The organism is Streptomyces sp. NRRL S-455 (assembly GCF_000717875.1).
Taxonomy (GTDB): Bacteria; Actinomycetota; Actinomycetes; order Streptomycetales; family Streptomycetaceae; genus Streptomyces.
In genome coordinates this window covers 25,115-51,358 of record NZ_JOCT01000015.1, presented here as the reverse complement: position 1 = coordinate 51,358, position 26,244 = coordinate 25,115, and the positions used below count along the sequence as shown (strand labels likewise).

Genomic DNA, 26,244 nt, shown 5'->3' with positions numbered 1-26,244 from the left:
CACACGGGGGTTGCGGGGGACGGGGCCCGCCCCGGAGGTCACTGGCCTCCGGGGCGGGCCCGGCGCCGTGCGGCACTCACCGCCGCTCGAGCCGTCGCTCGTGCTGTCGCTCCAGGACCAGGTACCCGCTCGCCTCGCCCATGACGGCGTACTCGGCGCGGGGGTGCAGCTGCCGGGCGTGGCCCACGGGGTCGCGGTACCGGCCGTCGACGTTCTCCAGGGCGATGTACTCCGGTGTGACGCCCTGTGTTCCGCCGAGCCAGAAGACCCGGCAGCGCGAGGTCAGGCGGCTGACCGGGCCGATGTCGGCCTCGACGGTGGCGTCGTCGGGGATCCCGGCCAGCAGCCGCTCGACGTCGGACACCGCCGCGGGTTTCCGGTACACCTCGGCCCGTGTGAGCTGCGCCAGTGGCAGCGAGGTGGTCAGCGCCAGTGCCGCCGCGGCCACCGCGGCCGGAAGCTGGGCGGCGTACGAGCGCAGCCACGCGCTCCCGGAGCGGCGCGCGGCCGGCAGGGCGTCGGCGAGAGCCAGGAAGACGACCGGCATCAGCACCGCGCTGTAGTGCCAGTCGGTGCCCCAGTAGTGCTCGTCGCCCGACAGGAAGCGCCAGCCGAGCGTCGGCAGCGCGACCAGCAGCAGCGGGGAACGCAGGGCGAGCAGCCCGGTGGTGGGGATCAGCAGCCAGGCGAGGGTCTGGAGCTTGGTGCCGAGGCCGTCGAGGGGCCCGCCCGACACGCTGACCTTGTTCCAGTAGTCGTAGGTGCCGGAGGTGTTGAACGACGGGATGACGACAGTGAGGACCAGCACCGCCGTCACCACGCCGAGCACCGCGACGCCGAGCGCGTACACGACCGTCCGCCGCGACGATCCGCGGGCCCGCCAGGCGACGACGAACGCGATCGCGGCCAGCGTCAGCCCCAGGTCCTCCTTCACCAGCACCAGGGGAAGCGCCCAGCACAGCGCCGCCCGCCGCCGGCCCGCCAGAAGGGCCTCCAGCGAGAAGGCGATCAGCGGGACGGCGAAGCAGATCTCGTGGAAGTCGAAGTCGACGGCGCGCTGGACGCCCCAGGACAGTCCGTAGGCGAGGCCGAGCGCGAGCCCGCGGCGGGGGCCGAGGAGCCGGGAGGCGGCGCGGGTGACCGGTACGGCGGACAGCGCGAAGAGCGCGGCCTGCGCGACCAGCAGCGTGACCGGCGACGGGAAGAGCCGGTACACCGGCGCGAGCACGGCCGTCACCGGGCTGAAGTGGTCACCCAGGATGCTGAACCCCGGCCCTTTCAGGTCGGACACCGGCGCACGCAGATGCGCGTAGGCGCGCACCACCTGCTCGAAGATGCCCAGGTCCCAGGAGGAGGTGGCCAGGTGCCGGTAACGGCCGACGGAGACGGTCGCGTAGGCGGCGAAGAGAACGGCCGCCAGGGCCCAGGGGCCCCATCGCGCGGGTAAGGGACGCCGGCCGCCCGCGGGCTGGGCGACCGGCGTCGGTATGTGAGGCCGTGACCGCTGAAGTGTGGGGGGAGGCATGCCGTGCCTTGTGGGTGGGGGGTACCGCCGCTTCGGTGGACGATCATGCCGCGGCGAAAACAGCGGGTGGGGGTGACGTTGTGAAGATTGGGCGGCCCTCGGGCGGAAACGAACGTTGTCCACAGCCCCCGCCGCACCGCCGCGCGTCGTCGTACGCTGGAGACCCCCGGCCCGCGGCGCGCGTCGGGCCCGTCGTGTTGCCCACCCCTCTGGACCCCTGGACGGAAAGCCCCGAATGAGCCTGCACGGTCTGCTCGACGCCGTAGTCAAGGACGCCGCCCTCGCCGAAGCGATCAGCGCGGCCGCGGACGGCAACCGCATGCACGTCGACCTCGTCGGCCCCCCGGCGGCCCGCCCCTTCGCGGTCGCCGCCCTGGCCCGCGACACGGGCCGCCCGGTGCTGGCGGTGACGGCGACGGGCCGGGAGGCGGAGGACCTGGCAGCGGCCCTGCGCTCCCTCCTCCCGCCGGAGGGTGTCGTGGAGTACCCGTCCTGGGAGACGCTCCCGCACGAGCGGCTCAGCCCCCGCAGCGACACCGTCGGCCGCCGCCTGGCCGTGCTGCGCCGCCTGGCCCACCCCCGCCCCGACGACCCGGAGACCGGCCCCGTCTCCGTCGTGGTGGCGCCCGTGCGGTCCGTACTCCAGCCGCAGGTCAAGGGCCTCGGCGACCTGGAGCCGGTCTCCCTGAGGACGGGGCAGAGCGCCGACCTGGGCGAGATCGTCGAGGCCCTCGCGGCCGCCGCGTACGCGCGCGTGGAGCTCGTGGAGAAACGCGGCGAGTTCGCTGTCCGCGGCGGCATCCTCGACGTGTTCCCGCCCACCGAGGAACACCCCCTGCGCATCGAGTTCTGGGGCGACGACGTCGAGGAGATCCGCTACTTCAAGGTCGCCGACCAGCGCTCCCTGGAGATCGCCGAGCACGGCCTGTGGGCGCCGCCGTGCCGCGAACTGCTGCTCACCGACGACGTCCGCGCCCGCGCGCGTGCCCTGGCCGAGGACCACCCCGAGCTGGGCGAACTCCTCGGCAAGATCGCCGAGGGCATCGCCGTCGAGGGCATGGAGTCCCTCGCGCCCGTCCTGGTCGACGACATGGAGCTGCTGCTCGACGTGCTGCCCAAGGGCGCCATGGCCGTCGTCTGCGACCCGGAGCGGGTCCGCACGCGCGCCTCGGACCTGGTGGCCACCTCGCAGGAGTTCCTCCAGGCCTCCTGGGCGGCCACCGCGGGCGGGGGCGAGGCGCCCATCGACGTCGGCGCGGCCTCCCTGTGGTCCATCGCCGACGTCCGTGACCGGGCCCGCGAGCTGGACATGATGTGGTGGTCGGTGTCGCCGTTCGCCGCGGACGAAGACCTCACGGAGACCTATGCCGCCGGCGCGGCGGGGGACACCCTGAAGCTGGGGATGCACGCCCCGGAGACCTACCGCGGCGACACCGCCAAGGCCCTCGCCGACACCAAGGGCTGGCTCGCCGACGGCTGGCGCGCGGTGTTCGTCACCGAGGGGCACGGCCCGGCGGCCCGTACCGTCGAGGTGCTCGGCGGCGAGGGCATCGCCGCCCGCCTCGACGCGGACCTCGCCGAGATCTCCCCGTCGGTCGTGCACGTGGCGTGCGGCTCGATCGAGCACGGCTTCGTCGACCCGGCCCTCGGACTCGCCGTCCTGACCGAGACCGACCTGTCCGGGCAGAGGGCCGCGGGCCGCGAAGGCGCCCGGATGCCGGCCCGCCGCCGCAAGACCATCGACCCGCTCACCCTGGAGGCGGGCGACTACATCGTCCACGAGCAGCACGGCGTGGGCCGCTACATCGAGATGGTGCAGCGCACCGTGCAGGGCGCCACCCGCGAGTACCTGGTCGTCGAGTACGCGCCCGCCAAGCGCGGCCAGCCCGGCGACCGCCTCTACATCCCCACCGACCAGCTGGAGCAGATCACCAAGTACGTCGGCGGCGAGGCCCCCACCCTGCACCGCCTCGGCGGCGCCGACTGGACGAAGACGAAGGCCCGCGCGAAGAAGGCCGTCAAGGAGATCGCCGCCGACCTCATCAAGCTGTACAGCGCGCGCATGGCGGCCCCCGGGCACGCGTTCGGGGCGGACACCCCGTGGCAGCGGGAGCTGGAGGACGCCTTCCCCTACGCGGAGACGCCCGACCAGCTCACCACCATCGCCGAGGTCAAGGAGGACATGGAGAAGACGGTCCCGATGGACCGCCTGATCTGCGGCGACGTCGGTTACGGCAAGACCGAGATCGCGGTCCGGGCCGCCTTCAAGGCCGTCCAGGACGGCAAGCAGGTGGCCGTCCTGGTGCCCACGACCCTGCTGGTGCAGCAGCACTTCGGGACGTTCAGCGAGCGGTACGCCCAGTTCCCGGTCAACGTGAAGGCCCTGTCCCGCTTCCAGACCGACACCGAGGCCAAGGCGGTCCTGGAGGGCCTGCGCGAGGGCTCGGTCGACATCGTCATCGGCACGCACCGCCTGTTCTCGTCCGAGACCAAGTTCAAGGACCTGGGCCTGGTCATCGTCGACGAGGAGCAGCGCTTCGGCGTCGAGCACAAGGAGCAGCTGAAGAAGCTCCGGGCCAACGTCGACGTGCTGACCATGTCGGCCACGCCCATCCCGCGCACCCTGGAGATGGCGGTCACCGGCATCCGCGAGATGTCGACCATCACCACCCCGCCGGAGGAACGGCACCCGGTGCTGACCTTCGTCGGCCCGTACGAGGAGAAGCAGATCGGCGCGGCCATCCGCCGTGAACTGCTGCGCGAGGGCCAGGTCTTCTACATCCACAACCGTGTCGAGTCGATCGACCGGGCCGCGGCCCGGCTGCGCGAGATCGTCCCGGAGGCGCGCATCGCCACCGCGCACGGGCAGATGTCGGAGTCGGCGCTGGAGCAGGTCGTCGTCGACTTCTGGGAGAAGAAGTTCGACGTGCTGGTGTCCACGACCATCGTGGAGTCCGGCATCGACATCTCCAACGCGAACACCCTCATCGTGGAGCGCGGCGACACCTTCGGTCTGTCCCAGCTGCACCAGCTGCGCGGCCGGGTCGGCCGCAGCCGCGAGCGCGGCTACGCCTACTTCCTCTACCCGCCGGAGAAGCCCCTGACGGAGACCGCGCACGAGCGTCTCGCCACGATCGCCCAGCACACGGAGATGGGCGCGGGCATGTACGTGGCGATGAAGGACCTGGAGATCCGCGGCGCGGGCAACCTGCTCGGCGGCGAGCAGTCCGGCCACATCGCGGGCGTCGGCTTCGACCTGTACGTGCGGATGGTCGGTGAGGCCGTCGCCGACTACCGGCGCCAGCTGGAGACCGGCGAGATCGAGGAGGAGCCGCCGCTCGAGGTCAAGATCGAACTCCCCGTCGACGCGCACGTCCCGCACGACTACGCGCCGGGCGAGCGGCTCAGGCTCCAGGCGTACCGCGCGATCGCCTCGGCGAACTCGGAGGAGGACGTCAAGGCCGTCCGCGAGGAGCTCGTCGACCGCTACGGCAAACTGCCCGAGCCGGTGGAGAACCTGCTGCTCGTCGCCGGTCTTCGGATGCTCGCGCGCGCGTGCGGCGTCGGCGAGATCGTTCTGCAGGGCACCAACATCCGCTTCGCGCCGGTGGAGTTGCGCGAGTCGCAGGAGCTGCGGGTCAAGCGGCTCTACCCGGGTGTCGTCATCAAGCCGACGGTGCACCAGGTCCTGGTGCCGCGCCCGAAGACCGCGAAGGTGGGCGGGAAGCCGCTGGTCGGGCGGGAGTTGCTGGCGTGGGTCGGGGAGTTCCTGACGTCGGTGCTGGGGTCCTGACGCGCCGGTCCTGACGGGGCGGGCTGGTCCTGACGGGGCGCGCCCCGTCAGGAGGCAATCCGGCCTGGCCTGTTGAGGCCCCGTCAGGCCGTCGGCCGTATGCGACCGCGACGGCGACGGCGCGGCACCCGCCGCCGGCCTCGCGCAGGGTCTCCGCCCGCCGCCCGCGGACGGCCTCGGCCCGGGGGAGGCCCTACCGCTGCTCGGGCCGGTCCCGGTCGCGGTCCATTCCGAGCGAGCCCTCGACCTGCTGCTGCCCGGCGTCGATCTGGTCCTCGTACCTGCCGCCGGTCTTCTCGTTCATCCGCTGTTCCGCGCCGTCCGAGCCCTTCCTGGCCTTGTGCCGCCCTTGGCTCTTGAACTTGTCGAAGATGCCCATGAAGAGCTCCCTCCAGACGTGACTCAAACCGACCATACGCGCGACATGCGAAGAATGCCTGTTTAGATCCGCTGTGGTCTGGACCTCCAGCTCGCTACCGTGGGGCCAGTGCAGGCGGCCCAGGCGGGGTCGGATCAGATCAGCAAGCAGGGGAGGGGCGCACGGTGGCGCGTCTGAGGGGCGGGGCGGTACTGGCTGCCGCGATGGTGTTCGCCGGTTCGGCACTGACCGGCTGCGAGGGCCTGACCCCGCCCGCGGACGGCGGACCCTCCGGCTCCGGCGTCCCGGCCCCCGGCAACGGCCGGGCCGTGAGCCCGTTGGACAACCCGGACGGTACGAAGCCGGGCCTGGCGGCGATCACGTCCTCGGCGGACAAGGCCAGGGCGCGGGCCATGATCGAGAAGGTCGCGACGAAGGGGCGTGGCCCGCGGACGGGTTACGAACGCGACGAGTTCGGCTACGCCTGGATGGACTCGGCGCCGGCTGACGTGCCCTTCGCCCGCAACGGGTGCGACTCGCGGAACGACCTCCTGAAACGCGACGGAGAGGACCTGCGCTTCCGGTCGGGCTCGGACTGCGTCGTCATGTCGATGACGCTGCACGACCCGTACACCGGGAAGGACATCGAGTGGACCAAGTCCCGGGCGATGAAGGTCCAGATAGACCACGTCATGCCGCTGTCCTACGACTGGCAGATGGGGGCCTCCCGCTGGACGAAGGACAAGCGGGAGGCCATCGCGAACGATCCGCTCAACCTCGTCCCGGTGGACGGGCCCACCAACAGCGCGAAGGGCGACTCCGGTCCTGCGGCCTGGCTGCCCCCGAACAGGCGGATCCGCTGCTCCTACTCGGTGCGCTTCGCCCAGGTGTCGCTGAAGTACGACCTCCCCGTCACGGTGGCCGACAAGCGGATGATGCTGAGGCAGTGCGGCGGTTGAGCGCGGCCCGGAAAGCCCTAATTCGCTTCCGGACCTGCCACTTCGCTCCTACCGTGACCACATGCAGCCGAAGATATCGAGCCTCGCCGACCGCCCCGACATGCTGGAGCGGGTCGTCGGGATGGCGGACAGCTGGCCGGAGTTCGTGATCCAGGACCTGGTGGGCGCCGCGCACTTCCCGCGGATCGCCACCGAACTCCCGGAGTACGTCCTGTTCGCCGAGGACGAGCAGGGCGAGGTCGTCGCGAACGCGTTCAGCGTGCCCTTCGCCCTGGACGCCGAGGGCCGGGGCCGACTGCCCGCGAACGGCTGGGACGCGATCCTCATATGGGCTTTCTCCGACCTGCGCCGTGGTGTCCGCCCCGACACCGTCAGCGCGATCTCGGTCTCCGTCGCCCCGCACGCCCAGGGCAGCGGCCTGTCCGCGGTGATGCTGTCGGCCATGCGTGACAACGCCCGCGCCCGCGGCTTCCGGGAGGTCGTCGCCCCGGTCCGTCCCAACGCCAAGCACCTGGAACCGCGGACCCCGATGGAGGAGTACGCCCACCGTGTCCGCCCCGACGGGCTGCCCCAGGACCCGTGGCTGCGGGTCCACGCCCGGGCCGGCGCCACCATCGACTCCGTGGCACCGGCGTCCATGACGGTGGCCGCCTCACTGGACGACTGGCGCCGCTGGACGGGCTTGCCCTTCGACACCTCGGGCGACATCGAGGTGCCCGGCGCCCTGGTGCCGGTGCGCTGCGAGGTGGAGCGAGGGTACGCGGTGTACGTCGAGCCCAACGTGTGGATGCGCCATCCGCTGTAGGCGCCGCCGAGGGGGCCTCGCCAGGGCCCCCTTTCCGCTCCTGGCACACGCGAAGTGATCAGCACGACAACGGTTCGGTACAACCCGTGACCGGTTGTCCGTGTCGGGCTATACGCTCGTATTCCCAACCGGGCTCTGTCACTCGCACGTCCCTTCCCATCGGCTACACCGGTCCAGGAGCAGTCATGTACGGCCACGGCGCGGCACCGCCCTCCCGCAGCGCGGCAACGGTCATCTCCCTGCGCGTGCTGTTCGCCGCCACCGGGCTCCTCACGTGCGGCGTGCTGGCCTGCGTTCCGCTGTTCCGGGTCGCCGTCCTGCGCGGCAGGGCGCTCGACTGGGTGGCGGCATGGGTGAGCCTGCCGGTGTCCATCGCCTGCTTCATGGTGGTCGGCGCACTGCCGGAGCAGGACTACCGGACCGACATCGCGTTGGGGCTGATCATGCTGCTCGGCCTGGGCGCGGCCATCTACTTCCTGATCGTGGACGTCAACCACCACAGCAAGCCACGGCAGTTCACCGGTTACGCGCCGCCGCATGCGTCGACCGTGCCCACCCAGCAGTCACCGTACGGCTATCCGCACGCCGCGGCGCCCTACGCCCCCACCTCGACGCCCATCCCGCAGCCGCCGTCCCCGTCGCCTCAGCACCCCGTGCCGCCGCCTCCGCAGCGCCCCGCGCCGGCCCGCATCGACCAGGTACGCGCCGAACTCGACGAGCTCAGCGACTACCTGCGCCGGCACGACGGCAGGCCGGACGGCACCCCGGGTGACGCCGAGGGCGGCAGGTGAGCGCGGCGGCGGGACGGGTCGTCGCCGGCCGCTACGAACTGTCCACGCTCCTCGGCCAGGGCGGCATGGGACAGGTCTGGACGGCGTACGACCAGCGGCTCGACCGGCGTGTGGCGGTGAAGTTGCTGCGCCCCGACAAGGTGGCCGGACAGGACGCGGAGGAACTGCGCCGCCGTTTCGTGCGCGAGTGCCGGGTGACCGCGCAGGTCGACCACCCCGGCCTGGTCTCGGTGCACGACGCGGGCAGTGACGGCGAGGAACTGTTCCTCGTCATGCAGTACGTCGACGGCGCCGACCTCGCCGATCACCTGGCCGAGCACCCCCCGTACCCCTGGCCGTGGGCGGTCGCCGTCGCCGCGCAGCTGTGCGCCGTGCTGAGCGCCGTGCACGCCGTGCCGATCGTCCACCGCGACCTCAAACCGCGCAACGTGATGGTGAAGCAGGACGGCACGGTCACCGTCCTCGACCTGGGCGTCGCCTCCGTCATGGACGCCGACACCACCCGTCTCACACACACCGGCACCCCCATCGGCTCGCCCGCCTACATGGCCCCGGAGCAGGCCATGGGCGGCGCGGTCGGCCCGTACACCGACCTGTACGCGCTCGGCGTGCTCCTGCACGAACTGCTCAGCGGCGACGTACCCTTCTCCGGCTCCACGGCACTCGGCGTCCTGCACCGGCACCTTTACGAACCACCGCTGCCGGTACGCCGTGTCCGCGCCGAAGTCCCCGAGGCCCTCGAGACCCTCGTGCTGCGCCTGCTCGCCAAGGACCCGCAGCACCGGCCCGCCTCCGCACAGGAGGTGTACGAGCACCTGGAGCCGCTCCTGCCCGCGCGTGGCACGCCCACCGGAGCGCCCCTCGACCCGACCCGGCCGTTCCTGCGCCCGCACGCCCCTTGGCCGGATCGTGCGCGTACCCCGGCACCGCAGCCCGCGCCCGCCACGCCGGCCGCCGAGACAGCGGGGCACACGGACGTGGCCCGCGCCGTCGACGAGGTCAAACGGCTCCTCGGTGAGGGCCGCATCACCCAGGCCGTCGACATCCTCGGCGCGATCCTGCCCGTCGCGGCCGAACAGCACGGTGAGCACTCCCCGGTCGTGCGCACCCTGCGCAAGCAGTACGCGGCCACGCTCCTGGACGACGGCCAGTACCGGCGCGCCCTGCCCGAGCTGCGCCGCCTCGCCGACGAACGCGCCGCCGAGGCCGGCCAGGCCGACCCGCAGTCCCTGCGGTTCCGCTACGAGGCGGCCCAGTGCCTGGAACAGCTGGGCGAACCGGCCGCGGCGCTCGCCGAGTACCGGGCGGTGCTGCCGTACTACGAGAACCAGTACGTCGCCGCCGGCGGACCCGAACTCGCGCACGACGTCCGCCGCCGTATCGGCCATCTCCTGCTCGCCCTCGGTGACCGTGGTGCCGCCCACGACGCACTGGCCCGGCTGCTGCACGACGTGGAGCGCACCCACGGCCCCGGCCATCCGCTCGGCGCGGAGATCCGCAGGACGCTCCAGTGGCTGGGGCAGGTCCGGGGCTGACGGCCGCCTCGGGGGCGCGGCGGTGCCGGACGCCCTGGTGAATCGTTGGTCGAATGGGTTGGCCAGAGCACGCCCACTGCCTACCATCGATCATCGCAAGACCTTGTGCACCGTCGCACAATCTCCTCGGGAGGTTCCCTTGCACCGCCGCCGTCGCACCGCGCTCGTCCTCACCGCCGCGATCGCCGCAGCGGCGCCCCTGCTCACCGCCTGCGGAAACGACGCGCATCCCGGCGCGGCCGCCGTGGTCGGCGGGCAGCGGATCACCGTCTCCCAGCTGGAGGAACGGGTCGGCGAGGTTCGCGCGGCCCAGCGGGCGGCCGTGCAGAACGACGCCCAGTACCAGCAGGCCATCGCCCGGACCGGCACCCTCACCCGCGACACCCTGCACACCATGGTCCTCGACCGGGTGCTGCACCGCGCCGCCGAGGACGCCGGGGTGAGCGTCAGCCGCCGGGAGATCCAGGAGATGCGGTCCGGCCTGGAGGAGCAGGCCGGCGGCGCCAAGGCGCTGGAGACGACCTGGCTCCAGCAGTACGGCATCCCGCCGCAGCGCCTCGAAGAGAACCTGCGCCTCCAGCTGGAGGCCCAGAAGCTCGCCGAGAAACTCGGCACCGACACCAGCCGCCCCGAGTTCTGGAAGGCCCTGTCCGACGCCTCCAAGGACCTGAACATCGACCTGAATCCGCGCTACGGCACCTGGGACGTCCAGAAGAGCAGCCGAGCCGACGCGAAGACGCCGTGGGTGCGGGACGTGACGACGGCCCAGGCACAGCAGTCCATGTAGAGCACCTTTTCGCGCACCGCCCTCCGGGGCCTGTGGACGACTTCCGGCACTGCCGGCGGCGTGGGATAGCTTCGAATCGTGAACGCCAACAGCCCCGAAGCCACCCCGGGCCCCGAGCAGGCCGCCGGCCCCGGCCCTGGCCGCATCGTCCTGCTCACCACCAGCCACCGCGTCGCCCCCGGCCTGCTGTCCTGGCCCGCCTGGCAGGCACTGCACGCGGCCGACCAGGTGCTGTGCGCGGACGGCGCGCACCCGCAGCTGCCGTATCTGCGCGAGGCGGGGATACGCGTGGACGAGTCGTCCCCGACCGCGGAGGAACTGGTCGGCGCCTGCGAGGGCGGGCGCACGGTGGTCGTCGTGGCGACGGGCGAGGGCGAGCCGGCTCTGACGGACGGCCTGGCCCGCCTCGCCGGCACCGGCCGCGTCGCCATGCCGGAGCTGGAGCTGCTGCCCGCCTCCTACGACCTGCCGGGTGCCCGCCTCCTGGACCTCGTCCAGGTCATGGACCGCATCCGGGTCGAGTGCCCGTGGTCGTCCCGGCAGACCCACAAGGGCCTCGCCAAGTACGGCATCGAGGAGGCGTACGAACTCGTCGAGGCCATCGAGGAGGGCGACCGCGACGAACTGCGCGAGGAGCTCGGTGACGTCCTCCTGCAGGTCGTCTTCCACGCCCGCATCGCCGAGGAGGACCTGGACGCCCCCTTCTCCATCGACGACGTGGCCGGCGGCATCGTCGACAAGCTGGTCCACCGCCACCCGCACGTCTTCGGCGACGCCACGGCCACCACGCCCGAGGAGGTCAGGGCGCAGTGGCTGCGCACCAAGGCCGTCGAGAAGCAGCGCACCTCGATCACCGAGGGCATCCCCCTGGGCCAGCCCGGCCTGGCCCTCGCCGCCAAGCTGGCGTCCCGCGCCCGCACCGCGCACCTCGACATACCGCTCCCACCCGTGGAGGGCATCGGCTACGACCTGCTGGCCCTGGCCGTCCGCGCCGAGTCGGAGGGCGTGGACCCGGAGGCGGCCCTGCGAGCAGCGGCCCGCGCGTACCGGGACGCGATCAGAGAGGCCGAGGGCTGATCGCGAAGGCGGGGAGGCAGCCGGGCCCCGCGGGGGCGGATACCGTCGAGGCGTGACCGACCAGCCCCAGCCTCCCCACCGGCCCGTGCCCGCCCCCGACCTCTTCACCTGGGAATTCGCGAGCAACCCGTACCCCGCCTACGCCTGGCTCCGCGACCACGCCCCCGTGCACCGCACCAGGCTTCCCAGTGGTGTGGAGGCCTGGCTGGTCACGCGGTACGCCGACGCCAAGCAGACCCTCGCCGACAACCGTCTCTCCAAGAACCCCGCGCATCACGACGAGCCCGCGCACGCCAAGGGCAAGACCGGCATCCCCGGCGAGCGCAAGGCCGAGTTGATGACGCATCTGCTGAACATCGACCCGCCGGACCACACCCGGCTGCGGCGGCTGGTGTCCAAGGCGTTCACCCCCCGCCGGGTCGCCGAGTTCGCGCCACGGGTGCAGCAGCTCACCGACAGCCTCATCGACGGGTTCGCGGAGAAGGGGTCCGCCGACCTCATCCACGAGTTCGCCTTCCCGCTCCCCATCTACGCCATCTGCGACCTGCTCGGCGTCCCCCGCGAGGACCAGGACGACTTCCGCGACTGGGCGGGCATGATGATCCGTCACCAGGGCGGGCCACGGGGCGGTGTGGCGAGGTCCGTGAAGAAGATGCGCGGCTACCTCGCCGACCTCATCCACCGCAAGCGGGAGGCGCTGCCCGCCGACCCCGCCCCGGGCGAGGACCTCATCTCCGGGCTCATCCGCGCCTCCGACCACGGTGAGCACCTCACCGAGAACGAGGCCGCCGCCATGGCCTTCATCCTGCTGTTCGCCGGATTCGAGACGACCGTCAACCTCATCGGCAACGGCACCTACGCGCTGCTCACCCACCCCGAACAGCGCGCGCGGCTCCAGGCGTCCCTCGCCGCCGGGGAGAGAGGCCTGCTGGAGACCGGCGTCGAGGAACTCCTCCGCTTCGACGGTCCCGTCGAGCTCGCCACCTGGCGCTTCGCCACCCAGCCGGTCACCATCGGCGGGCAGCGCATCGAGCCCGGCGATCCGGTGCTGGTCGTCCTGGCCGCCGCCGACCGGGACCCGGAGCGGTTCACCGATCCGGACGTGCTCGACCTCGCCCGCCGCGACAACCAGCACCTCGGTTACGGGCACGGCATCCACTACTGCCTCGGCGCGCCGCTCGCCCGCCTGGAGGGCCAGACCGCGCTCGCCACGCTGCTCACCCGTCTCCCCGACCTGCGGCTCGCGGCCGACCCGGCCGATCTGAGGTGGCGCGGTGGCCTCATCATGCGCGGGCTGCGCGCCCTGCCGGTGGAGTTCGCACCGGCCGGCAGGTGACGAAACATCAGGACTGTGATCTTCACGTGATCTACGCGGCATGAACTTGTGACAAGTGATCGTCTGCCGATACGTTCACCCATCAATACGACCCGGGCGTCGCCCCGGGCCGGTCACTGCTGTCTCGCGAAAGGTCTCCGTATGCTCTCCGGGAACGGTCGTCACCGTCGCCCCCGCCAGGCTCCGGCTCTCCTCGTCGCGGCCGGAGTGACCGGCTCCGCCATCGCGATCCCGCTCCTCGGGGCCTCGGGCGCCAGCGCTGCCGACGGCACGACCTGGGACCGGGTCGCGGACTGCGAGACCGGCGGCGCCTGGAGTCAGAACACGGGCAACGGGTACTTCGGCGGCCTGGCGCTGTCGCAGGAGGACTGGGAGAACCACGGCGGCCTGGACTACGCCCCGAGCGCCGATCTGGCCAGCCGTTCGCAGCAGATAGCCGTAGCCGAGAGAATCCTCGCCGACCAGGGGGTCGGCGCCTGGCGCACCTGCGGACTGCTCTCCGGTCTCGAGCAGGACAAGCGGTCGGACGCGTCCGGCTCGTCTGATTCGTCGGATTCACTCGGTTTGCTTGATTCATCCGAGTCGCCCGAGTCATCCGAGTCGTCGGATTCGTCGCCTTCTGCGGGCTCTTCTTCTTCCTCCTCGTCGTCACCTGACGCGTCGTCGACCCCGGAGGATGAAACCTCCAAGTCGGACAAGTCTCCCGAATCGACCGACTCGGCGTCGCGGGACCAGGAGTCCGGCAGCGCTTCGTCGTCCGGTCCTGAAGGTGACGAGCCCGACAGCTCGCGGCAGAGTGGCACATCCCCGGCACTGACCGACACCGGCTCCGGCCGTCATCGCGGCCCCAGCGCCGACGAGAACGCCGAGTCCACGAACGGCCGTACGGGCGACTCCACGGGCCGGCACGCCTCGCGCGGCGGCGACGCCTCCCGCGAGGTGGCGGACGGCTCCTACGTCGTGCGCCCCGGGGACAGCCTTTCCGCCATCGCCGACTCCCTTGACCTCAGCGGTGGATGGCGCACGCTCTACGTCGGCAACAGGGACGCCGTCGGTACCGACCCGAACCTCATCCGCCCCGGTCAGAAGCTCACGGTAGAGGGTGAAGCGGACGAGGAGTAGCCGGTCGGACGGTGCGGAAACGGCGGTGGAAGTCGCCCCAAAACGGCGCGAGTTCACGCCATGATTCGCACCCAATGTCCGGAATCGGTGTAGTGAGAGATAGATCTCAGAAGCCCTGATCGGCTTTGAAATTCGCTGGATCGCCTGCCTACGGTCATGACCGCTCGCCATCGCGGGCCCCGGCTGCCGCAACGCCGAATCCTGCCAGCGGCCGCACGGGAACAGTCGTCGCGTCAAGCGCCGTAGGCAGGAGCGGGGGACCCAAGGTAGGTGCCCGACCGGCCGGTTGTGCCGGAAGGGCTTGGGGTGAAGCCGCGTCCCGTGAGGGGCGTGGCCGGGCAACTCAACCGGCCCGAACCCGACAGCTCACCTCGCAGGCGTCGGTGAGGGGATCTCTCCATGCTGTTTTCCGGCAAGGGCACGCACCGCCGTCCGTCCAAGGCCTCTCGGGTCATCGCCATCGCCGGTGTCACCGGTGCCGCCGTCGCCGCCCCGCTGATGGCGGCCGGCAACGCCTCCGCCGCCACCGCCTCCGAGTGGGACGCCGTCGCCCAGTGCGAGTCCGGCGGCAACTGGTCCATCAACACCGGCAACGGCTACTACGGCGGTCTGCAGTTCTCCGCCTCCACCTGGTCCGGCTACGGCGGCACCAAGTACGCCTCCACCGCCGACCAGGCCACCAAGGCGCAGCAGATCGAGATCGCCGAGAAGGTCCTCGCGAGCCAGGGCAAGGGCGCCTGGCCGGTCTGCGGCAAGGGTCTGTCGAGCGCCGGCTACACCGGTGACTCCTCCAGTGACTCGGGCAGCTCCGCCCAGCAGAGCACCGAGACCGAGTCCCGCGAGACCCAGGAGCAGCCGGCCTCCCGCTCCGACGAGCGCCCGGCCGCCAAGAAGACCGTCACCACCCCGACCGGTGAGAAGGTCAAGAAGGGCGACGGCGAGTACAAGGTCGTCGAGGGTGACACCCTCAGCTCCATCGCCGCCAAGGAGAAGGTCCAGGGCGGCTGGGAGAAGCTCCACGAGCTGAACGAGGACATCATCGAGGACGCCAACCTCATCTTCCCGGGCCAGCAGCTGCACCTGAAGTAAGCAGCGGCCCGCCCCGTCCCCACGGGCTCCCCGCTCCGGTGCGTGTTCCCCCGTACGCGCCGGAGCGGGGTTTTTTCTGCCGGTCTTGGCATTCCGGCTTTGTTCCGTTCGGAAACAATTTACTCTCGGTTCTGTCCATGGGGTGGGCGACCCGGTGGCCGATCGCGCCGAGCCGGTTAGGCTCATGTCGCGAGCCACCGGCCCGCACCTCGCAGGGCCCGAGCGGCCCGCGTACCCGCGTCACATCAAGAAGGAGATGCTCGTGCCGTCCATCGACGTCGTCGTAGCCCGGGAAATCCTGGACTCCCGAGGCAACCCCACGGTCGAGGTCGAGGTCGGCCTCGACGACGGCAGCACTGGTCGTGCCGCCGTCCCGTCCGGTGCCTCCACGGGCGCCTTCGAGGCCATCGAGCTCCGCGACGGCGACTCGAACCGCTACCTCGGCAAGGGTGTGGAGAAGGCCGTCCTCGCGGTCATCGAGCAGATCGGCCCGGAGCTGGTCGGCTACGACGCCACCGAGCAGCGCCTGATCGACCAGGCGATGTTCGACCTGGACGCCACCGACAACAAGGGCTCCCTAGGCGCCAACGCCATCCTCGGCGTCTCGCTCGCCGTCGCCCACGCCGCCTCCGAGGCCAGCGACCTGCCGCTGTTCCGCTACCTGGGCGGCCCGAACGCGCACCTGCTGCCGGTGCCGATGATGAACATCCTGAACGGCGGCTCGCACGCCGACTCCAACGTGGACATCCAGGAGTTCATGATCGCCCCGATCGGCGCGGAGTCCTTCTCCGAGGCCCTGCGCTGGGGCGCCGAGGTCTACCACACGCTGAAGAAGGTCCTGAAGAGCAAGGGCCTGGCCACCGGCCTCGGCGACGAGGGCGGCTTCGCCCCGAACCTCGGCTCCAACCGTGAGGCCCTCGACCTCATCCTCGAGGCCATCAAGGAAGCCGGCTACACCCCCGGCGAGCAGATCGCCCTGGCGCTCGACGTCGCCGCGTCCGAGTTCTACAAGGACGGCGTCTACACCTTCGAGGGCAAGGACCGCTCGGCCGCCGAGATGACCGAGTACTACGCGGAGCTCGTCGACGCGTACCCGCTCGTCTCCATCGAGGACCCGCTGTTCGAGGACGACTGGGAGGGCTGGAAGACCATCACCGACAAGCTCGGTGACAAGGTCCAGCTCGTCGGCGACGACCTGTTCGTCACCAACCCGGAGCGCCTGGCCCGCGGCATCGAGGAGGGCGCGGCCAACGCCCTGCTGGTCAAGGTCAACCAGATCGGTTCGCTGACCGAGACCCTGGACGCCGTCGAGCTGGCCCAGCGCAACGGCTTCAAGTGCATGATGTCCCACCGCTCCGGCGAGACCGAGGACGTCACCATCGCCGACCTGGCCGTCGCCACCAACTGCGGCCAGATCAAGACCGGCGCCCCGGCCCGCTCCGAGCGCGTCGCCAAGTACAACCAGCTGCTGCGCATCGAGGAGATCCTCGACGACGCGGCGGTGTACGCCGGCCGCAGCGCGTTCCCGCGCTTCAAGGGCTGAGTCACGGCCTCGTAGGAAGCGTCGTACGTACGTCCCCGTACTCGGTCCCGTACCGTGTCCGGGGACGTACGCGTAGGACGGTGGCGTCCGCACAGGACGGCGGAGCGGGAGGCGGGGAGACATGGCCGTGAAGGACCGGGACCGGTTCTCCACCGCGACCAGGATCCGGCTGCTCGGCGAGCAGACCGCGGCCCGGGTCTACCGTTCCCAGACCCGGCGCCAGGCCCGCCGCTCCCGGCTGACCGGCCGGGCCGCGCTGCTCGCCCTGGTGATGTGCTCGCTGATCGTCGCGCTGGCCTACCCCATGCGGGAGTACGTCGCGCAGCGTGCCGAGATCGACGACCTCCAGCAGGAGCAGCAGCGGGCCCGGCAACGCGTCGAACGGCTGCGCGACCAGAAGGCGCGCTGGCAGGACGACGCGTACGCCGAGCAGCAGATCCGGCGGCGGTTGCACTACGTCATGCCGGGGGAGACGGGGTTCATCGTCGTCGACCCGCACGCGGCGAAGCAGTCGCGCACCGACCTCGGGGCGGCCGACCGCCCCTGGTACTCCAACGTCTGGGACGGCGTCGACAAGTCCGACGCCTCCGGCCAGTGACCTGACCTCCCAGCCGGCGATCCAGAGAAGATCCAGAGAAAGACAGCCTGAACACAGTCATGGAAACGCCCCCGCCGACCACCCCGCGCACCGAGCCCACCGACGCGGACGTCGAGGCCTTCAAGCAGCAGCTCGGTCGGCCCCCGCGCGGCCTGCGCGCGATCGCGCACCGGTGCCCGTGCGGGCAGCCGGACGTCGTCGAGACGGCACCGCGGCTGCCGGACGGTACGCCGTTCCCGACGCTGTACTACCTGACGTGCCCGAAGGCCAACTCGGCGATCGGCACGCTGGAGGCGAACGGCGTGATGAAGGAGATGACCGAGCGGCTCGCCTCGGACCCGGAGCTGGCGGCGGCGTACCGGGCGGCGCACGAGGACTACATCAGGCGCCGGGACGAGATCGAGCAGCTGAGGAACTTCCCCAGCGCGGGCGGTATGCCGGACCGGGTGAAGTGCCTGCACGTGCTGGTGGCGCACTCGCTGGCCGCCGGGCCGGGCGTGAACCCGCTGGGCGACGAGGCCCTGGCCATGCTGCCGGAGTGGTGGCGCAAGGGCGCGTGTGTGACGACCGCCGAGGAGGACGCCCAGTGACCCGTGTCGCCGCCGTGGACTGCGGTACCAACTCCATCCGGCTCCTGGTCGCCGATGCCGACCCCGTCACCGGAGAGCTGGTCGACCTGGACCGCCGGATGACGATCGTGCGGCTCGGGCAGGGCGTCGACCGCACCGGCCGGCTCGCCCCCGAGGCGCTGCGCCGGACCTTCGAGGCGTGCCGCGAGTACGCCGGGATCATCAAGGAGCACGGGGCGGAGCGGCTGCGGTTCGTGGCGACGTCCGCCTCCCGGGACGCCGAGAACCGGGACGAGTTCGTGCGCGGCGTGCTGGACATCCTGGGTGTCGAGCCGGAGGTGATCTCCGGAGATCAGGAGGCCGAGTTCTCCTTCACCGGCGCCACCAAGGAGCTCGCCGGGGGTGACCACCTCCCCAGGCCCTACCTGGTCGTGGACATCGGCGGCGGCTCGACCGAGTTCGTCGTCGGGGACGACCAGGTCCGCGCGGCGCGCTCGGTGGACGTCGGCTGTGTCCGCATGACCGAGCGGCACCTGGTCCGGGACGGTGTGGTGAGCGACCCGCCCACCGAGGAGCAGATCGCGGCGATGCGGGCCGACATCGAGGCCGCCCTCGACCTCGCCGAGCAGACGGTCCCGCTGCGCGAGGCCCGCACGCTGGTCGGCCTGGCCGGGTCCGTGACGACCGTGTCGGCGATCGCCCAGGAGCTACCCGAGTACGACTCGGCGGCCATCCACCACTCCCGCGTCTCCCACGACCGGGTCCGCGAGATCACCGAGTGGCTGCTGCGCTCCACGCACGCCGAGCGCGCGGCCGTGCCCTCCATGCATCCGGGCCGGGTCGACGTGATCGGGGCGGGCGCCCTCGTACTCCTGTCGATCATGGAGCGGATCGGCGCGGAGGAGGTCGTGGTCAGTGAGCACGACATCCTTGACGGCATCGCGTGGTCGGTGGCGTAAGCCGCTTCTGAGCAGGCATGGATCACGAACGAGCGCGTCCGGGGGGCCTGATCGGGGCGCCCGGCGGCGGTCCGCCGGAAAAGTTCGTGAAGTTCTTCACAAGGAATTCGGCACTCCCGAGCGACTTCAAGGGCCCGGTTGACCCGTCTGGGGGTCCAACGGGCCCTTGAACATGTTCAGAACCGTGGTATGGGAGTGCGTCGGAAGGGGTCCTGAGCCGGCCTCCGGAGGTGCCTCACGGAGCCCTCTCGGACCCAGAGAGGCAGCTCACGCGGCATTGACAACGGTCAGCGGTGCACAAAGGATCCCGGTTGTCACCATGACATGGATCACGTGGGCCGCGGAGGATAGCACACACCCCGCAAGAGCTTGTGAAGGGGCGCACGAGGTACCCCCCTCAGGCGGGTGGATACTCGATGGCATGAGCACCACGGAGCGTCCCAGGATCCTCGTAGTAGGCGGTGGGTACGTAGGCCTGTACGCAGCTCGGCGCATCCTCAAGAAGATGCGCTACGGCGAGGCGACCGTCACGGTCGTCGACCCCCGGTCGTACATGACCTACCAGCCCTTCCTCCCGGAAGCCGCCGCCGGCAACATCTCCCCGCGCCACGTCGTCGTCCCGCTGCGACGCGTGCTGCCCAAGGCGGAGGTCCTCACCGGCCGGGTCACCACCATCGACCAGGACCGCAAGGTCGCCACGATCTCCCCGCTGGTCGGTGAGGCGTACGAGCTGCCCTTCGACTACCTGGTCATCGCGCTCGGCGCGGTCTCCCGCACCTTCCCGATCCCCGGCCTCGCCGAGCAGGGCATCGGCATGAAGGGCATCGAGGAGGCCATCGGCCTGCGCAACCACGTGCTCGAGCAGCTCGACAAGGCCGACTCGACCACGGACGAGGACATCCGCCGCAAGGCCCTCACCTTCGTCTTCGTGGGCGGCGGGTTCGCCGGCGCGGAGACCATCGGCGAGGTCGAGGACATGGCCCGCGACGCGGCCAAGTACTACAAGAACGTGTCCCGCGAGGACATGCGCTTCATCCTCGTCGACGCCGCCGACAAGATCCTCCCCGAGGTGGGTCCCAAGCTCGGCAAGTACGGCAAGGAGCACCTCGAGGGCCGCGGTGTCGAGGTCTACCTCTCCACCTCCATGGACTCCTGCGTCGACGGCCACGTGGTGCTGAAGAACGGCCTCGAGGTCGACTCCAACACGATCGTCTGGACCGCCGGCGTCAAGCCCAACCCGGTCCTGTCCCGCTACGGCCTGCCCCTCGGGCCCCGCGGACACGTCGACTGCGCGCCGACGCTCCAGGTCCAGGGCACCGACTACATCTGGGCCGCCGGCGACAACGCCCAGGTGCCGGACCTCGCCGCCCGCAAGGCCGGCAACGAGAACGCCTGGTGCCCGCCGAACGCCCAGCACGCGCTGCGTCAGGCCCGCGTCCTCGGTGACAACGTGCTCTCCGGGATGCGCGGCTTCCCGCAGAAGGACTACTCGCACGCCAACAAGGGCGCGGTGGCCGGGCTCGGCCTCCACAAGGGCGTCGCGATGATCGTCATGGGCAAGATGAAGATCAAGCTCAAGGGCCGTCTCGCCTGGTACATGCACCGTGGCTACCACGGTCTGGCGATGCCGACCTGGAACCGCAAGATCCGCGTCTTCGCCGACTGGACGCTCGGCATGTTCCTCAAGCGCGAGGTCGTCTCGCTCGGCGCGATCGAGACGCCGCGCGAGGAGTTCTACGAGGCCGCCAAGCCGGCCCCGGTCGCCGCCGCGCCGAAGGAGAAGACCGAGGAGAGGGCCAAGGCCTCCTGACCTCCGGTCCGTTCCCTGCCTGATCGAAGGGCCTCCCGCCATCCGTGGTGCGGGGGGCCCTTCGGCGTTTTCTGGAGCGCGGGGCCCGCAGGAGTCGCAGTACGACCCTCGCCAAGGGCCTGGGGCCGGCCCCGTAGGTGAGGGGGCCTCGTCACCGGCCGAGTCGGGCGGGCGGGTGGGCGAAAGGGGCGAATGGCGGGCTGTTTTGCCCAGACATGACGCGTGCCGGGGACTGCGCCAGGGCCCCGCAGGTGTTTACGTGGTGTCGGACATTCCGGGATTCCCCTTCCCCAAGCTCTCGACTTCGCTCGAGCAGGGGATAGCCCTATCGGAGGTGTACACCATGGCAGACGCCGCGCCGCGGCTGCAGGGCCTCTTCGCACAGGTGCTGGGAGCACCGCTCCCCGTGCGCATCCGCGCCTGGGACGGTTCGCAGGCGGGCCCGCCGGGCGCGCCGACCCTGGTCGTACGCAACCGCCGCGCCCTGCGCCGCCTGCTGTGGAAGCCGGGCGAACTCGGCCTGGCCCGTGGGTGGGTGGCGGGCGACCTCGACATCGAGGGCGACCTCTACACCGCCCTCGACCTGCTCGCCGGTCACATCTGGGAGCGCGGCGAGGACGCCCGCACCCTCACCCAGGCCCTGCGCGACCCCGAGGTCCGCTCCGCCGTACGCGGCCTCGTCAGGCTCGCCGGATCCCCGCTGCCACCCGCCCCGCCCCCCGAGGAGGTCCGCAGCCCCCGCCGCCACCTGCACACCAAGCGCAGCGACAGACGGGCCATCAGCCACCACTACGACGTCGGCAACGACTTCTACGAGATCGTCCTCGGCCCGTCCATGGTGTACTCCTGCGCCTACTGGCCCACCTCGGACAGCACGCTCGAACAGGCACAGCACGACAAGCTCGAACTGGTCTGCCGCAAGCTCGGCCTGAAGCCCGGTCAGCGGCTCCTCGACGTCGGCTGCGGCTGGGGCTCGATGGCCGTCCACGCGGCCCGCGAGCACGGCGTGAGCGTCGTCGGCGTCACCCTCTCCCAGGAGCAGGCCGCCTACGCCCGTAAGCGCGTCGCCGACGAGGGCCTCGCCGACCGCGTCGAGATCCGCGTGCAGGACTACCGCGACGTCCGTGACGGGCCCTACGACGCCGTCTCCTCCATCGGCATGGCCGAACACGTGGGCGCCGAGCGGTACCTGGACTACGCCACCGACCTGCACGCGCTCCTGAAGCCCGGCGGGCGGCTGCTCAACCACCAGATCGCCCGTCGCCCGCAGCGGGACGAGGCGTCGTACAGCGTCGACGCCTTCATCGACTCCTACGTCTTCCCCGACGGCGAGCTCCAGCCCGTGGGCATCACCGTCGCCCAGCTGGAGCGGGCCGGCTTCGAGGTGCGTGACGTCGAGTCGATCCGTGAGCACTACGCCCTCACCCTGCGGCAGTGGGTCGCCCGGCTGGAGGCCGACTGGAAGCGTGCCGTCCAGCTCACCAGCCCCGGCCGTGCCCGCGTCTGGCGCCTCTACATGGCCGCCTCGGCACTCGCCTTCGAACGCAACCGGATCGGCGTCAACCAGGTCCTGGCCGTGCGGACCCCCGAATCCGGGGCGTCGGGCATGCCGCTGCGCGCCCGCGAGTGGACCGAGTCCGAGCGCCGTTGATCCGGACGCGAGACGAAGGGCCGGACTCCCCGTCGTGGGAAGCCCGGCCCTTCGGTGCGGCGGGACCGGTCACTCCGCCTTGATCGCGTTCAGCATGTTCAGCCGCGCGGCGTTGCGGGCCGGCCACAGCGCCGCCAGGACGCCCACCAGGCCGGCCAGCACCAGGAAGATCCCGATCCGGTCCCAGGGCAGGACCAGCGCGTAGCCCGGGATCTGGTCCGCGAAGGTCTCGCCGATCGCCCAGCCGAGGAACGAGCCCAGACCGATGCCGACCGTCGCGCCGAACACCGAGATGACCACGGCTTCCAGCCGGACCATCCGCTTCACCCGGCGCCGGTCGAGACCGATCGCCCGCAGCATGCCGATCTCCTGCTGCCGTTCGAAGACCGACATCGCCAGGGTGTTGACGACCCCCAGCACGGCGATGATCAGGGCCATCGCCAGCAGGCCGTACATGATGTTCAGCAGGGTGTTGATGACGCCGCCGAACTCGTCGCGGATGTCCTGCCGGTCCATGACCGTGATCGCGGGGTTGTCGCCCAGCGCGTCGATGAGGACCTTCTCGTTCGCCGAGGACTGGCCGCCCTCCACCTTCACGAAGATCTGCTGGATGGACGGCCGCGCCTCGTGCGGGTTCACGACCTTCGTGTCGACGAGGACGGGGGAGAGGAACTCGCTGTCCTTGAAGACGGCGCCGACCTTCAGCGTGCCCTTCTTCTCGTCGTTGAAGGTGACGGGGACGGTGTCGCCGGGCTTCCAGCCCATGCTCCTGGCCGTCTTCTCGGCGACCGCGATCCGCCCCTCGGCGAGCGAGCCGATGTCGCCACTGACGACGTCGACGTTCAGGACCTTCTCGATAGCGCCCGGAGTGACCGCCGAAGCGGACACGTAGTCCTCGTCACCGGCCTGGAAGTAGACGCTCTGCTGCGGCGAGACCGCCGAGACTCCCTTGGCCTTCTCCAGCGCCGTCAGCGCGGACTGGTCGAGGTCCCCGCCGTTCGCCATCGAGACCATGTAGTCGGCCTTGACGTTGTCCGTGGTCATCTTGTCGATGGCCGTGCCCACCGTGACACCGAGCACCGACAGGCCGGTCACCAGCGTCAGCCCGATCGCCAGGGCGGAGGCGGTGGCCCCGGTACGGCGCGGGTTGCGGACCGCGTTCTGGCCGGCCAGCTTGCCGGACACCCCGAAGGGGCCGACGAGCAGCGGACGGACGAGCGCGATCACGGGCCGGGACAGCAGCGGGATCAGGACGATCACACCGACCAGCGCGAAGAACGCGCCCGCCGCGATGTACATCCGGCCGTTGTCACCGCCGGACGAGGCACCCAGCACGATCGCGACCGCGCCGAGGGCGGTGATGGCCGCCCCGATGGAGTTGCGCAGCACCAGCGACTTGGTGGTGGCCACCGCGTGGACGCTGTTCATGGCCGCCACCGGCGGGATCTTCGCGGCCCGGCGGCCGGGCAGCCAGGCGGCGAGCATCGTGATCAGCACGCCGACGCCGAGCGCGGCGATCACCGGTGTGGCGGACAGGATCAGCGGACCGTCCGGGATCTTCATCTCGAACGCGGCCATCCCGGACCGCAGGCCGACCGCCAGCCCGATGCCGAGGACGAAGCCGATCGCCGAGGCGACCAGGCCCACCAACGCCGCCTCGGCGAGCACCGAGCGGGTGATCTGCCTGCGCGACGCACCGACGGCGCGCATCAGCGCGATCTCCTTGGTGCGCTGGGCGACCAGCATGGTGAAGGTGTTGGAGATCAGGAAGATCCCCACGAACAGCGCGATGCCCGCGAAGCCGAGCAGGACCTGCTTGAGGCTGCCCAGGCCCTGTTCGATCTCCTCGGCCTGCTCGTCCGCGAGGGCCTGGCCGGTCGTCGCCTCGGCGGTGTCCGGCAGCAGCGGCTTGACCGCGTCCAGAATCCTCGCGTCGGACGCGCCGGGGTCGGCGGTGACGGTGACGCTCTGGAAGTAGCCGGGCTTGAGGTACTGCTTCTGGGCGACCGCGGTGTCGAAGAGGACCAGGCTGCCGCCGGCGTTCACGGCGCCGTCCTCGGTGGTGAACACACCACTGAGGGTGTACTCCTTCACCGGCCCGTTCGTGGCGACCCGGACCCGGTCGCCGACCCGGTACTCGCCCTTGGCCGCGGACTCCTTGTCCAGGGCGATCTGATCGTCCTTCACCGGGCCCGAGCCGTCGGTGAACGTGTAGGCGGGGTCCTTGCCGTCCTTGCCGGGGGCGAAGTTGGAGCCCTTGTTGGACCAGCCGACGCCGATCAGCTTCCCGTCCGGGTCGGCGACCCCGGCGAAGCCGTCGACGCGGCCGTACGCGGCGTCGACGCCGTCCACCGCGGCGATCTTGTCGAGGGTCTTCCCCGGGAGACCGGGCTCCTCCTTGGCGTTGTCCGGGTCGGCGTACGAGGTGATGGCGACGGCGACGTCGTCGTAGCTCTTCGCCGACTGGTTGCGGAAGGCGTTGGAGAGGGTGTCGGCGAAGACCAGGGTGCCGGAGACGAATGCCACGCCGAGCATCACGGCGAGCACGGTCATCAGGAGCCGGGCCTTGTGCGCGAGTACGTTGCGCAAGGCGGTACGGAACATGGGTTCTTCTTCTCAGTCCTGTCGGTCCTGACGGGGGATCAGCTGGTGCGGCCCTTGGCGTCGAACGCCTTCATGCGGTCCAGGACCGACTCGGCCGTCGGCCGGTGCATCTCGTCGACGATCCGGCCGTCCGCGAGGAAGACGACACGGTCCGCGTAGGCAGCGGCGACCGGGTCGTGAGTCACCATCACCACCGTCTGGCCCAGCTCCCGCACGGAGTTGCGCAGGAAGCCCAGCACCTCGGCGCCGGAGCGCGAGTCGAGGTTTCCGGTGGGCTCGTCACCGAAGATGATCTCGGGCCTGGAGGCCAACGCCCGTGCCACGGCGACACGTTGCTGCTGACCGCCGGAGAGCTGCGAGGGCCGGTGCCCGAGCCGGTCCGCCAGGCCGACCATCCCGATGACGGAGTCCAGCCACTGCTTGTCCGGCTTACGGCCCGCGATGTCCATGGGAAGGGTGATGTTCTCCAGGGCCGTCAGGGTCGGCAGCAGGTTGAACGCCTGGAAGATGAAGCCGATCTTGTCCCGGCGGAGCTTGGTCAGCTGCTTGTCCTTCAGGGAGCCCAGCTCGGTCTCGCCGATGCGCACCGACCCGGAGGAGAAGGTGTCCAGACCGGCCACGCAGTGCATCAGGGTCGACTTGCCGGAGCCCGAGGGGCCCATGATCGCGGTGAACTCGGCCTGCCGGAAGTCGACGGAGACCCGGTCGAGGGCGACCACCTGGGTCTCACCCTGTCCGTAGATCTTCGACAGATCCGTGGCGCGCGCGGCCACGGTGGTGGCCCGGTCGGCGAGGGATGCGGTGGTCACGGATGGCACTCCTGACGGGACGGTGGTGGGAAGGACGACTCCCATCGTCCGGGTCCCCTGCCGCCGTGTAGTCACCCGCTGTTCCGGTTCCTGAGGGGGACTTCGGTCTGACCGCGGGGGTCGGCGTCATACCTGGGGATGACGCCGACCCTGACGGGCCGGCGACCGGGAACCGGGTGCTCCGGGTGTCGAGAACGGGTGGAGTGCCCTCGTTCAGACGGTGAAATTCCGTCATTCCGCATGCGCGGCCGGGCGCCGCACGCAAGGCTATTGGCAAGTGCTGACGGCGCATTCCGCGTGCTGATGCACCCTCAGACATCAATAAAATAAGACAACATCGGCCCGCTCTCCCGCTGGTCGGGGGAACCGTCCCGATAGTCTCGGAACCTCGATGCGGAGCCCATGGCCTGCCCGGATGGTGGAATGCAGACACGGCGAGCTTAAACCTCGCTGCCCCTTCGCGGGCGTGCCGGTTCGAGTCCGGCTCCGGGCACCTTCCGACTGCTGCATGGTTCATTGAAGAC

Annotated in this window: 20 protein-coding genes, 1 tRNA gene and 1 riboswitch; of the genes, 17 read left to right on the top strand and 4 right to left on the bottom strand. The window is 70.9% G+C overall.

The window, feature by feature from the left end; translation table 11 throughout:
- Window positions 1-76: 76 nt before the first annotated feature.
- Window positions 77-1,525: a DUF2079 domain-containing protein gene (locus IE97_RS0120805; protein ID WP_030242698.1), complete on the bottom strand. Its 1,449-nt coding sequence runs from the start codon at window positions 1,523-1,525 to the stop codon at window positions 77-79.
- A gap of 235 nt (window positions 1,526-1,760) precedes the next feature.
- On the opposite strand from IE97_RS0120805, the gene mfd reads away from it, so the two are divergent.
- The gene (gene mfd / locus IE97_RS0120800; protein ID WP_030242695.1) at window positions 1,761-5,318 is read left to right on the top strand and encodes a transcription-repair coupling factor; all 3,558 of its coding nucleotides are present in this window, start codon (window positions 1,761-1,763) and stop codon (window positions 5,316-5,318) included.
- Window positions 5,319-5,511: 193 nt separating this feature from the next.
- Here mfd and IE97_RS0120795 read toward each other — a convergent pair whose 3' ends face one another.
- Window positions 5,512-5,697 (bottom strand): antitoxin, encoded by a 186-nt coding sequence (locus tag IE97_RS0120795; protein ID WP_030242693.1) that lies wholly within the window; start codon window positions 5,695-5,697, stop codon window positions 5,512-5,514.
- A 164-nt stretch (window positions 5,698-5,861) separates the two neighbouring features.
- Here IE97_RS0120795 and IE97_RS0120790 point away from each other — a divergent pair, with 164 nt between their 5' ends.
- The 15 genes from IE97_RS0120790 to IE97_RS0120720 all read left to right on the top strand — a co-directional run bounded on the left by IE97_RS0120790 (window position 5,862) and on the right by IE97_RS0120720 (window position 22,307).
- Window positions 5,862-6,635, top strand: a complete 774-nt coding sequence (locus tag IE97_RS0120790) for an HNH endonuclease family protein (protein ID WP_030242690.1) — start codon at window positions 5,862-5,864, stop codon at window positions 6,633-6,635.
- A 61-nt stretch (window positions 6,636-6,696) separates the two neighbouring features.
- Window positions 6,697-7,440 (top strand): hypothetical protein, encoded by a 744-nt coding sequence (locus IE97_RS0120785; protein WP_030242688.1) that lies wholly within the window; start codon window positions 6,697-6,699, stop codon window positions 7,438-7,440.
- A gap of 185 nt (window positions 7,441-7,625) precedes the next feature.
- Window positions 7,626-8,231: a hypothetical protein gene (locus IE97_RS0120780; RefSeq protein WP_030242686.1), complete on the top strand. Its 606-nt coding sequence runs from the start codon at window positions 7,626-7,628 to the stop codon at window positions 8,229-8,231.
- A gap of 38 nt (window positions 8,232-8,269) precedes the next feature.
- Window positions 8,270-9,766 (top strand): serine/threonine-protein kinase, encoded by a 1,497-nt coding sequence (locus tag IE97_RS0120775; RefSeq protein WP_267881792.1) that lies wholly within the window; start codon window positions 8,270-8,272, stop codon window positions 9,764-9,766.
- Window positions 9,767-9,905: 139 nt separating this feature from the next.
- A complete protein-coding gene (locus IE97_RS0120770; RefSeq protein WP_030242681.1) occupies window positions 9,906-10,553 on the top strand; it encodes a SurA N-terminal domain-containing protein in 648 nt (215 codons plus the stop codon).
- 78 nt (window positions 10,554-10,631) lie between these two features.
- Window positions 10,632-11,630, top strand: a complete 999-nt coding sequence (locus tag IE97_RS0120765; RefSeq protein ID WP_030242678.1) for a nucleoside triphosphate pyrophosphohydrolase — start codon at window positions 10,632-10,634, stop codon at window positions 11,628-11,630.
- A gap of 52 nt (window positions 11,631-11,682) precedes the next feature.
- Entirely contained in the window at window positions 11,683-12,966 is a 1,284-nt protein-coding gene (locus IE97_RS0120760) for a cytochrome P450 family protein (protein WP_030242674.1), read from the top strand.
- 141 nt (window positions 12,967-13,107) lie between these two features.
- The gene (locus IE97_RS0120755; protein ID WP_030242668.1) at window positions 13,108-14,088 is read left to right on the top strand and encodes a transglycosylase family protein; all 981 of its coding nucleotides are present in this window, start codon (window positions 13,108-13,110) and stop codon (window positions 14,086-14,088) included.
- 228 nt (window positions 14,089-14,316) lie between these two features.
- Window positions 14,317-14,483, top strand: a riboswitch (cyclic di-AMP (ydaO/yuaA leader).
- 4 nt (window positions 14,484-14,487) lie between these two features.
- Window positions 14,488-15,177, top strand: coding sequence for a transglycosylase family protein (locus IE97_RS0120750; protein ID WP_030242665.1), 690 nt, complete (start codon window positions 14,488-14,490; stop codon window positions 15,175-15,177).
- 262 nt (window positions 15,178-15,439) lie between these two features.
- Entirely contained in the window at window positions 15,440-16,720 is a 1,281-nt protein-coding gene (eno, locus tag IE97_RS0120745; protein WP_030242663.1) for a phosphopyruvate hydratase, read from the top strand.
- Window positions 16,721-16,841: 121 nt separating this feature from the next.
- Window positions 16,842-17,318 carry an FtsB family cell division protein gene (locus tag IE97_RS0120740; protein ID WP_030242660.1) on the top strand — a complete coding sequence of 159 codons (477 nt, stop codon included), beginning with the start codon at window positions 16,842-16,844 and terminating at the stop codon, window positions 17,316-17,318.
- Between the two features lie 59 nt (window positions 17,319-17,377).
- Entirely contained in the window at window positions 17,378-17,908 is a 531-nt protein-coding gene (locus IE97_RS0120735) for a DUF501 domain-containing protein (RefSeq protein ID WP_030242657.1), read from the top strand.
- A complete protein-coding gene (locus tag IE97_RS0120730) occupies window positions 17,905-18,846 on the top strand; it encodes a Ppx/GppA phosphatase family protein (RefSeq protein WP_030242655.1) in 942 nt (313 codons plus the stop codon). The genes IE97_RS0120735 and IE97_RS0120730 overlap by 4 nt, the downstream gene beginning before the upstream one ends.
- 421 nt (window positions 18,847-19,267) lie before the next feature.
- On the top strand, window positions 19,268-20,656 hold the full coding sequence (locus IE97_RS0120725) for an NAD(P)/FAD-dependent oxidoreductase (RefSeq protein ID WP_030950914.1): 1,389 nt from the start codon (window positions 19,268-19,270) through the stop codon (window positions 20,654-20,656).
- A 343-nt stretch (window positions 20,657-20,999) separates the two neighbouring features.
- Complete coding sequence (locus tag IE97_RS0120720) at window positions 21,000-22,307, top strand: SAM-dependent methyltransferase (protein WP_030242649.1); 1,308 nt, start codon at window positions 21,000-21,002, stop codon at window positions 22,305-22,307.
- A 69-nt stretch (window positions 22,308-22,376) separates the two neighbouring features.
- Here the strand turns inward: IE97_RS0120720 and IE97_RS0120715 are convergent, their stop codons facing one another.
- The gene (locus tag IE97_RS0120715; protein WP_030242647.1) at window positions 22,377-24,911 is read right to left on the bottom strand and encodes an ABC transporter permease; all 2,535 of its coding nucleotides are present in this window, start codon (window positions 24,909-24,911) and stop codon (window positions 22,377-22,379) included.
- A gap of 38 nt (window positions 24,912-24,949) precedes the next feature.
- Window positions 24,950-25,720, bottom strand: a complete 771-nt coding sequence (locus tag IE97_RS0120710; protein WP_030242643.1) for an ABC transporter ATP-binding protein — start codon at window positions 25,718-25,720, stop codon at window positions 24,950-24,952.
- A gap of 409 nt (window positions 25,721-26,129) precedes the next feature.
- On the opposite strand from IE97_RS0120710, the gene IE97_RS0120705 reads away from it, so the two are divergent.
- Window positions 26,130-26,213: transfer RNA gene (locus IE97_RS0120705), tRNA-Leu, on the top strand.
- Window positions 26,214-26,244 lie beyond the last annotated feature (31 nt).